The organism is Paenibacillus sp. RC73 (assembly GCF_044908085.1).
Lineage (GTDB): Bacteria > Bacillota > Bacilli > Paenibacillales > Paenibacillaceae > Paenibacillus > Paenibacillus terrae_A.
In genome coordinates this window covers 17,987-27,928 of the sequence record NZ_JBIYCV010000023.1, presented here as the reverse complement: position 1 = coordinate 27,928, position 9,942 = coordinate 17,987, and the positions used below count along the sequence as shown (strand labels likewise).

The 9,942-nt window shown below is 37.3% G+C and carries 8 protein-coding genes; 6 read left to right on the top strand and 2 right to left on the bottom strand.

Translation table 11 applies throughout. From position 1 onward, the window contains the following. Positions 1–20 precede the first annotated feature (20 nt). Positions 21–260 (bottom strand): hypothetical protein, encoded by a 240-nt coding sequence (locus ABH897_RS27065; protein WP_404592961.1) that lies wholly within the window; start codon positions 258–260, stop codon positions 21–23. Between the two features lie 8 nt (positions 261–268). Beyond that, on the bottom strand, positions 269–526 hold the full coding sequence (locus ABH897_RS27060; RefSeq protein ID WP_404592960.1) for a transposase: 258 nt from the start codon (positions 524–526) through the stop codon (positions 269–271). 145 nt (positions 527–671) lie between these two features. Here ABH897_RS27060 and ABH897_RS27055 point away from each other — a divergent pair, with 145 nt between their 5' ends. The 6 genes from ABH897_RS27055 to ABH897_RS27030 all read left to right on the top strand — a co-directional run bounded on the left by ABH897_RS27055 (position 672) and on the right by ABH897_RS27030 (position 9,906). Then, the gene (locus tag ABH897_RS27055) at positions 672–854 is read left to right on the top strand and encodes a DUF6339 family protein (protein ID WP_404592963.1); all 183 of its coding nucleotides are present in this window, start codon (positions 672–674) and stop codon (positions 852–854) included. A gap of 163 nt (positions 855–1,017) precedes the next feature. Further along, complete coding sequence (locus tag ABH897_RS27050) at positions 1,018–2,727, top strand: DNA cytosine methyltransferase (RefSeq protein WP_404592959.1); 1,710 nt, start codon at positions 1,018–1,020, stop codon at positions 2,725–2,727. Between the two features lie 179 nt (positions 2,728–2,906). Beyond that, positions 2,907–4,382, top strand: coding sequence for an ATP-binding protein (locus ABH897_RS27045; protein WP_404592958.1), 1,476 nt, complete (start codon positions 2,907–2,909; stop codon positions 4,380–4,382). Further along, the gene (locus ABH897_RS27040; RefSeq protein ID WP_404592957.1) at positions 4,375–7,014 is read left to right on the top strand and encodes a Z1 domain-containing protein; all 2,640 of its coding nucleotides are present in this window, start codon (positions 4,375–4,377) and stop codon (positions 7,012–7,014) included. Before ABH897_RS27045 ends, ABH897_RS27040 begins: the two co-directional genes overlap by 8 nt. 54 nt (positions 7,015–7,068) lie before the next feature. After that, positions 7,069–8,049, top strand: a complete 981-nt coding sequence (locus ABH897_RS27035; RefSeq protein WP_404592956.1) for a PD-(D/E)XK motif protein — start codon at positions 7,069–7,071, stop codon at positions 8,047–8,049. Between the two features lie 15 nt (positions 8,050–8,064). Then, positions 8,065–9,906: an AIPR family protein gene (locus ABH897_RS27030; protein WP_404592955.1), complete on the top strand. Its 1,842-nt coding sequence runs from the start codon at positions 8,065–8,067 to the stop codon at positions 9,904–9,906. Positions 9,907–9,942 lie beyond the last annotated feature (36 nt).

Genomic DNA, 9,942 nt, shown 5'->3' with positions numbered 1-9,942 from the left:
AACATCGCATTCATGGAACTTTAGGCTATATGACGCCTATTCAGTATCGCCTTGCAGCCCTTAAAAAAGTTGTTTGATTTACTGTTGACAATCCATTCATCTTCTCGTTGTTTTGGAGAAATAAACGTCTGCCGTTTCATCCACTTATAAAAACCGCTTCTGGACACTTGGGCCAGTCTACATAGCAGTACGATGTTGTACCCGTTGCTCATCAAGTCCTGGATCAACGCAAATTTTTTCCCCTGCGGTACGGCGTTCATTCCTCCTTTCACATCTGTAAGAGCTTTTTTAGCATTTCGTTCTCGGCTTCCAGACGCTTCAGCTTGACTTCTGGATCTTCTGGCCGTGTTCGGGGTCTTCCCATTCCAGGACCCTCAGCCTGAAAAGATTTCACCCAACGTCGGACCAATGAATGATCCATCTCCAGATCTCGCCCTACATTCTTGTAGCTCATTCCCTTTTTAAGGTAAAGATTAACTGCTTTTTCCTTGAATGCAACATTGTAAGTTTTTCTTATTTTTCCCACAAAAAATCCCCCATAATAGACAGACTAATGGGCTTGCTTTTTTCTGTCTACTATAAGGGGAGCATATCAACTTGCCAAGGTTCTCCTTTCTAAATTAGATATAGCCCAGAGTCTTCTTGAACGAAGTTTTTAAAGAAACCCTGATATAACGAAAGCTGTTCTCTCGGTATTAAAGCAAAAAGAGCTGGAGTCTTCATTTAACGATAGGGAAAATTTCAGAAGCTTGATGATGTACATTAATCAGCTTGGAGGAGTAACAATATTAGATACCTTGAATCGAAAGGATCTAGAGGGACTTATTAGAGAGAAAATCGAAACGTTGGCTTAATAACTGCCCATCAGAAAATGGGTGGGATTATTATTTTGTATAGCATGTTGTCTTGAAATATTGTATTCTAATAATTTACGAGTTATCACTTGAAAAATAATCTGCGAAATGTTAAGCTGCTTATATATGGAACGGATGTTCGTGAGCAAGGGGTGGAGAATTAATGAAAAATAAAAAACTGTTAGCGGTTGATTTATTTTCTGGAGCTGGAGGGTTAAGTTTAGGTTTTTTGCAAACGGGTCAAGTGAAAATCGCAGCCGCGGTGGAAAACAATGAATCTGCCCAAAAAACATATAAAAGAAATCATGATCGTTATAATCATGAGAATGATGATAGAAATATTAGATACTTTAACGATATTAGAAAAGTTAACTATCAAGAGATGATAGATGAGTGTCAAAAGATAGATCTTGTTTTTGGTGGACCACCCTGTCAGGGCTTTTCGAATGCCAATCGGCAGAAGTCAGAGCTCATTTCAACCAATAACCAGTTGGTCAAAGAATATGTAAGAGCTATTAAAGAGTTAAATCCAGACGCATTTGTAATGGAAAATGTTAAAGCTATGAAATCGGACAAGCATAAATTCTTCTACTCATCAAATGACCGACAAGAGGTAGTAGAAGAATTAGGGATACAACTAATACCTGATAGGGTCATTTTAGGAAGAGAGAATAGTTTGACCGATGAACTAGTCAGTTTTCTTAGAGATCGCATTCAGCGGAAAGTTAATCTATCTCCATTCATAATAAATGATAAAAATTTATTTTCTAAAATAAGTCATATCAGTAGAAAAGAGAAAGAAGCTCATATTTATATTGCTAAAGCCCAAAATGCTTTACAAAAAGCCCTCTCGAAGTGGAAGGAACAGCATAATAGTTATTGGAGTATTTATTACCAAGAACAATGGATGAAGCTTGGGGATCTGATAATGAAGAAAGATCTAACGGATTCATCCCGAAAAGATCTATTTGATACTTTAAATCAAATCATTGAAGTTCAAAAGATTTTGATGAAAATGAATGAAATTCAAGCCAACGATATTGAGATAGTTGATATTTTACCTGATCATAAAAACATTTGTATTAGCGTACAGACATACGGTGTAATGAGTTACTTAACCTCCAAGTTTAAGAATCTTGGTTATACAATAAATGAAGAACATATCATAAATGCAGCGCATTTTGGTGCACCCCAGCTTCGAGAACGCCTTGTTCTTATTGGAGTCAAAAAAGAGTTCGTAGGAGATAATCCTGTAGTATTACCGGATTCTGTTGTTAAGGAACCAAGTCAGTTTTATAAAGTGGAAGATGCCATTGGAGATCTTGAGAAAATCGAACCATTTACAACAATGGAAGCAGATCAACCAATTGATAAACCACTAACTAAAATAAATAACCCGCTTCTTCAATATCTGCGTGGAACTGATGCTAGAGTACAAAACCATGTTATGACCGAAACAACTAATACGGCTTTAGAGAGATTTAAAGTATTGGAGCCAGGGCAGAACTTTCATGATCTTGATGATTCTTACAAACAAACATATTCTAATCCTGGTAGAACTCAAAATACTGTATATCTAAGGCTTAATTACAAAACTCCATCAGGGACAGTTTTGAACGTTAGGAAGTCGATGTGGATCCATCCATGTAAAAATAGAGCAATAAGTATTAGGGAAGCAGCGCGGCTTCAAACTTTTCCTGATGACTTTATTTTTGAGGGTTCTAAAGACTCACAGTACCAACAAATTGGAAACGCCGTTCCACCACTTTTGGGTAGGGCAGTGGCTGAACAGGTATTAAAATATTTAGGGGTACCCGTAAAAGATACCCTGAGAAATATAATAATTCCACAGGAAACAGTTACAATTATTTAAGTTAAGAGTCTCCGCTCATTGAGTGGAGATTCTTTTATTTGAAAAAATGGATAACCTTATTCTATGAAGGATATAGGACTTCTGTGTCGAATATTGCTGTGAATAATGGTCAGCAATGGTAGCTGCTTATTTATTTGAACTAGATATTTGATACTACTTAAAAAATAGGAGTACTCACTATGAATATAATTGTAACTCAGCCATCTGCTACACCGGTTATCCAAGCACTTCGTTCATTAGGATATAACGCTGGTACCGCAATAGCAGATTTGGTGGACAATAGCATTGATGCAAAAGCAACTAAAATCACACTCGAATTTAAGTGCTTAGTTAACGATGGGACAATAACAATTGCAGATAACGGTTCTGGCATGGATGAGAATATGCTCCAAATAGCTATGAATATAGGTTCGAAAGACCCGCGTGCAAACAGACAACCCAGTGAACTTGGAAGATTTGGTATGGGACTCAAGACTGCTTCATTTTCTCTTGGTAAGCGGTTAAGTGTTCTTACCAAACATAAGGGAGTTTATGCACAGCGGTGTTGGGATCTAGATCATGTGTCTCAATGTAATGAGTGGCAGCTGTTCACGGAGATCCCAGACGAAGTTAGGGAGTTAATGAGCGAGATTGAGGGAGATAGCGGTACAGTTATTTGTATAGATAAGCTGGATCGTTTCATGGGAGCGGGGACTGCAAATACAATACATGAAAGCAGTTTTTTCACCAAAGTTCGGCGGATACATAATCACTTAGAGTTTGTTTTTCACTCAATCATTGAATATGGCAAAGTCCAGATTATCTTAAACGGAAATGTTCTTGATCCTTGGGATCCTTTTATGATTAAACATCCTTCTACTTTGGAAGGAGAAACACAGGTTTTAAACATCAATAAGAACAGAATAAAAGTTAAATATTATGTACTGCCTCATGCCTCTTTTTTAAATGAACAAGATTATAAAAGAGCTGGAGGCAATAGGGGGTGGCGAGACCATCAAGGTTTTTATATATATCGCGAGAACAGACTGCTGCATTACGGTGATTGGTTGGGAATGTTTCAAAAGGATACTTCGTCCCAGCTAGCAAGAATTCGCATAGACCTGCCAAATACGGCAGATGATGCTTGGCAGGTAGATATAAAAAAATCAGCTGTGATTCCACCGGATAACGCAAAAACAAGGCTTGAATCAATAGCAAAATTTGTTCGCAAAATTTCCCGCGATATCTTTTACTTTAGGACTCAAGGCGCCCATTCTAACCAAACCTTTAAAGGGAGTCTCAATACATGGGAGTTGTCGGGTAGTGATGAAGGGCAGCAATTTATTTTAAATAGAAATCATCCTGTTTTATCAGAAATTCAGAAAAGAATAGATGACGAGACCTCAAAACTGCTTAACATGTATTTAAAGTTCGTTCAGTTGGGATCACCCAGTAATATCATTGATTCGCCAAAAGTGGCAGAAGAAGTCGTCCAAATGGTCACTGACGCTATGAGAGAGCTAGTTGTCCAATTCTCTTCCACCTTAACTAAGCTTCATGTTGTTCAAAATCAACAACAGCTATTAGATGCACTTATTACTCAACCTGCGTTTGATGGCCTAAATCGCATAACGTTGAAATCAATTTTGGAAGAGGCGGATATCAGGTATGAATGAGGCAAGAGGGTTATTTGAACAAACATTTGCTACTAATTATATGAACTTAAAGTCATTCTTCTCCAGCCAAGAAAAAGCAGCTGAACAAGCGCTAGAGCTAGCAAGGCTCGTAATACAGGGGCAAATAGTGGAAGCGAGTCTGATCGAGCAGTGGTCGTTAGAAATGTATCTGAAATATAATGTTAATTTTGATATTATAAAAACTCCAGTATTACGTCTAGAAGAAGTGAGCTACTGGTACAGTCCCAAATTACTCTTGGGAGCGTTTTTCTGGACCCGTTACAGAGACTATCTAATAAGGATTAAGCATTGGGACCAAGAGGCTGTTGACTCCATCGATGATTCAACAAATGAAATTATGCGGTCTTTGGGAAACCCGAATGAAATACATTCTTTTGACAAGCGAGGACTTGTATTAGGGTATGTGCAGTCCGGGAAGACTGCTAACTTCACAGGTTTAATTAATAAAGCTTACGATGTTGGATATAAGTTGGTAATTGTATTATCTGGTGTACACAATGACCTACGGGCGCAGACACAGCTTAGATTAGATGAAGAAGTGATTGGAAGCAGAGTGGATAGGGAAGGTAAACCAGTTGGAGTTGCCCAAATTTATACTAATACAGCTGATCATATTATTTCAACATGGACTACAGTGGAACGTGATATCTCTTCTGAACCAACTGGTATTTTTAACTTAAACCAAAGAACTCTTATGGTTGTTAAAAAGAATAGTATTGTCTTAGAGTCACTGAAAAATCAGCTCGAGTATCAAAAGAATTTATTTAGTTTAGATATTCCTGTTTTAATAATCGATGATGAAGCTGATCAGGCGTCCGTTGATACCTCGAAGGATGAAGATCCTAAGACAATAAATAAGTTAATACGGCAGATTCTAGAGGTGTTTAATCGGAAATGTTATGTAGGTTATACAGCAACACCGTTTGCAAATTTATTAATTAGTACTGAAGCCAAAACAGAAGACGAAGGCAAGGACCTGTATCCTAAAGATTTTCTTGTCGGGCTACCCAAGCCAAAAGAATACTGTGGGCCGGAAGAATTTTTCAATGTTGAAGAAGATGCGGACGATCCACGTCCAAGTTTAATTCGTCCTTTGAAGAATGCCGATATAGAAGTCTTTACGGGAATTAAAACAAAAGGTGACGCTGATAAATTTGAAGAGGTTCCACCTCAGATGGGAGAGTCGATCTTAGCATTTCTTTTAACGATTGCTGTACGAAATCTGCGGGGCCAACGGAATAAACATAATTCAATGCTTATTCATACCTCTCGTTTTAAAGATGTTCAGTCGACTGTAAAAGATGGTGTGGACAAGGTATTTAACGAAATAACCATGCAAATTCAGTATAACGAGAATAGTAAGATTGTTAAAGCGATTAAAGAGCTTTATGAGGAAGATGTAATTCCAACAAGTAGAGCATGGCCTGGTAAGATTCAAGAATTCAACTGGGAAGAGGTTTATCAGGAACTTAGAGAGAGTTCAAAAAAGGTTCGTGTTTTCGAAATTAATGGTAATAGTAAAGATGCATTAGACTATCACCGATATAAAGAGGATGGTCTAAACGTAATCGCAGTTGGTGGAGACAAGCTGTCACGGGGACTCACGCTTGAGGGGCTCAGCATAACTTACTATTTCAGAAATACGCTGATGTACGACACTTTAATGCAGATGGGTCGCTGGTTTGGTTATCGAAAGGGATATATGGACTTATGCAGAATTTACACGACTGCTGAAATTGCTTCGAATTTTGAACATCTAGCCATTGCTATGATTGAACTGAGAAGAGAATTTGACAGGCTGGCAAAAGCGAAAAAGACACCACTGGAATACGCAATGAAAATGTTAAGTCATCCAACTATGACCTTAACAAGTCCATTAAAAATGAGAAATGCTGCTGTATCAAATATTATTTATGGGTTAACCCTGCAGCAAACTCGTATATATGACAACAAGGAAACTTTTTTCTCTCACAACATGAAAGTGACCGAGAACTTTATAAATAAATTATCCTCTCAATTTACGAAAACGTATATTGGATCGGGTAAAACTGGTTATTATATAGCTCGGGAAGTGGAAGCAAATTCAGTATTAAAATTTCTTTCCGAATACAAGACCAGGCAAGATGCTGATAAGGTTGATAGCTCCAAAATTGTGAATTATATTCAGCAGGTTAATGAAATTGGAGAACTTTTGTATTGGACAGTAGCAGTTGTAGAAGGAGAGCCAAGAGGTAAAAGTGGTCTTGAGAAGTTTCCAGTACAATTCGGGGAATTTAAGATTGACTCTGCTGTGGTGCGTGGAGTTAAAGCAGAAGAGTATAACAACCAAGGGCAGGATAAAGTTGATATACGTGCTATAGTTGCTTCGCGGCAGGAATTCATTGATCTCAATCAAGACGAGATAAAGAATATGAAGGACAAAAAAGAGATTCGAATGCTGCGACGAAAAGAAAATGGCATGCTTCTAATCTACCCGCTTCACCCTAAAGTAAAAGTGTTCGAATCCATTAGTTTTAGCGAAAAAATGGTACCAATTGGTATTGCGATCTCATTCCCTGACTCAGAGCTAGATGTTTCTAAAATTTATGAAGTGAACAAAACAATAAAATAAGTGTTTTAATAGAGTGAGGAATTGATAGTGAATCTTAAATTAGAATTCGAGCAAATGATTAAGGAATTGGATAGCCAGTCACAGCAAGAAGTATATAAACTAAAGGTTCTTACGGCGGAAAGTCCCATACTTTTTGCAGGGTTAGATACTGTAAATATGAATAGGCAACTGTATATTGATTTAGGATTTAAACCTTGGGAGCCGGATCAGCTAAAGGCACTTCCCAAATGGCGAGGTTTATCTATAAAAGTGGAGTATTATGAAAAGCTCGCTCTATTGAAAGGGCATTACTTTCTTGTTTTGCGCCAAGAGTCAGAAAGTGGTACAGATATTTTTGATGTTATACTGCAGAATGTTGTGGATCATTTGGTGGCCAGAGAACAGAATGAATCAGCATTTACAGTAGTATACAAGGTTCTAGATAGATGGCGCGTGTTTTTTCAAAAAGGTGGGTACCGCAAACTAACCGAGGAACAGCAACAGGGACTTTTTGGTGAATTATGGTATATTAAAGAATGGCTTAATCGGTTTCCAACTGCTCCCCCACTAATATTAAAACAGTGGGAAGGACCAACCAGTGGACGAATTGATTTTAAACATTCTAATCGCGGAGTAGAGATTAAGACGGCAATAAATAAGTTAACCAAAACAATTAAAATTTCAAATGAAAATCAGTTGAGGCTTACAAAAGCAGTATCGAGTATTTACCTCTATGTATGCTTTATAGAGCCAAGTAAGACTCATGGTGTTTCTTTACAGGCACTTGTAAACGAGGTTCGAAACAATATTGCTAGTCGTTCCGATCGAATGCTATTAGAGTTTAATGATCTCTTAGATGATTTAAGATTTAAAGAAGAAGATTATATGGATGATTTCTTTTTTGTAGATAAAGTAGAGGTATACGAAGCCGCAATGAACTTTCCAAGGATTTTGCAGGAGGATTTGCCAAAAGGGATTTCTCATGTTAGTTACAGCATAGATCTTACACATTGTACGGAATTCAAAAGAGAAGTTGATGAGGTATTTGATTTGTAATGGAGGATCATTTAAATGTTAGAGAATAGACAGAGAAGAGAATTCCTGAAGGAATTTCTTGAAGAAGTAGAAGAAAGAGCGGCAAAAACAGGAGTATATCGAGTTCCTTTCCTTGAGAAGATGCTTCAGTATATGGAAAGGGATGATGATCCTGATATATTAATTCCTCCATATATAGATACCTCAAAAAAGATTGCTGTGAATGCTTACTCATATGACGAAAGTCAGCACATTCTTGATCTATATGTAGCTGATTATAGCTTTGAACAAAATGAGCGGGATTTACTCTCGATAAATATGACGATGCTGACAGAATTAGCCAATCAAGCTAAACGATTTATTACGAACGCTAAAACATTAGCTCAAACTATTGATCAATCTCTGCAAGCTAGACAATTGGCTTTACTGATATCAGAAAATATTAATGCTATCGATGAAGTGAATATATTTGTACTGACGAATATGTTCTATAATGCAAATAAACCAATTGAGCTGTCGATTCCTGGAATAGAAACGGTAAATGTTCAGGTGTGGGACATAGATCGCATACTTCAAATCATTTTGGCTGAACAAGGAGTCCAAACGATTCATATTGATTTTGAACAGGATTTGGGACAGTCGTTTGAGATGATGTATGTTCCCGGTTCTCAACATGAAGGCGAACAGAATTATTTTACGTGTTATGTAGGATTTATACCTGCGGAATTGTTGGCTAAAGCCTATGATCAATGGGGCTCCAAATTGGTTGAACGAAATGTAAGATCTTTTTTGCAGGCGAAAGGTGGAACTAACAAAGGCATTTTGAGAACTCTAAAGGATCCGATTGAACGACAAATGTTTGTTAGTTATAATAATGGTATCTCAACTGTGGCTCGTGCAGGCGACATTGAGAAAATAAATGAAAATATTAATCTTTATCGTATCAATCGGTTAATTGGCTGGCAAATTGTAAATGGAGGACAGACAACTGCATCCATTCATCAGGCCTATAAGAGTGATATAGACTTAACGGATGTGTATGTTCAGGCAAAGCTGACTATTCTTCATGTTGAAGCAAACCAAGAAAAAGATCAGCAACTTCTTGAAGATGAAATGGTTTCAAGTATTTCAGAGTATGCCAATACACAGAATAAAATTAACAAATCTGATTTGCTAGCTAACTCTAGGTTTATGTCTGAATTGGAGAGATTATCCAGAAATACATGGATTCCATCTAGTGATGGTCGAAGAGCAGAGAGTAAGTGGTACTTTGAACGTGCCAGAGGTCAATATGTGGTTGATTTAAATAGACGTAAACGTGGTAAGGAGCAGAATGAATTTAAAAGGCAATATCCAGGTGAAAAAGTCATTACCAAAGTTAATTTAGCTAAACATTTTATGTCATGTGAGGGCTTTCCGCATGTTTCAAGTAAAGGTGGAGAAGAGGCCTTTAAGCGATTTATGGAGCAAAATAAACAATTTTGGAAGTATGACAAGGATGATAATGATGAGATTATTCCGCTGAGTGAAGTTACCCTGGAGGTCTATCAGAAACTGGTAGCAAGGACTATTATTAATCTGCATACAACTAATATTGTGGAGTCCATGAGACTGCAGGGATATAGGGCGAATGTAATTTATTACACTGTAGCTATGCTCCATCATATATATGGAAACAAAATAGAGCTAGTTGATGTATGGAATCGACAAACTTTATCTGATAAGTGGGATGAAATAATAAGAATTATTGCGGATAAGGCCTTATTCTTCCTACGTGATTCTGCGGGTGATAGAAACGTGACTCAGTGGGCTAAACAGGAAGCGTGCTGGATGCAGTTCAAGGATGAATATACGAAGCATCTGAGAAATATCATCTGATTATGATTATATTTCTCCGATTATAATTAATTAAAC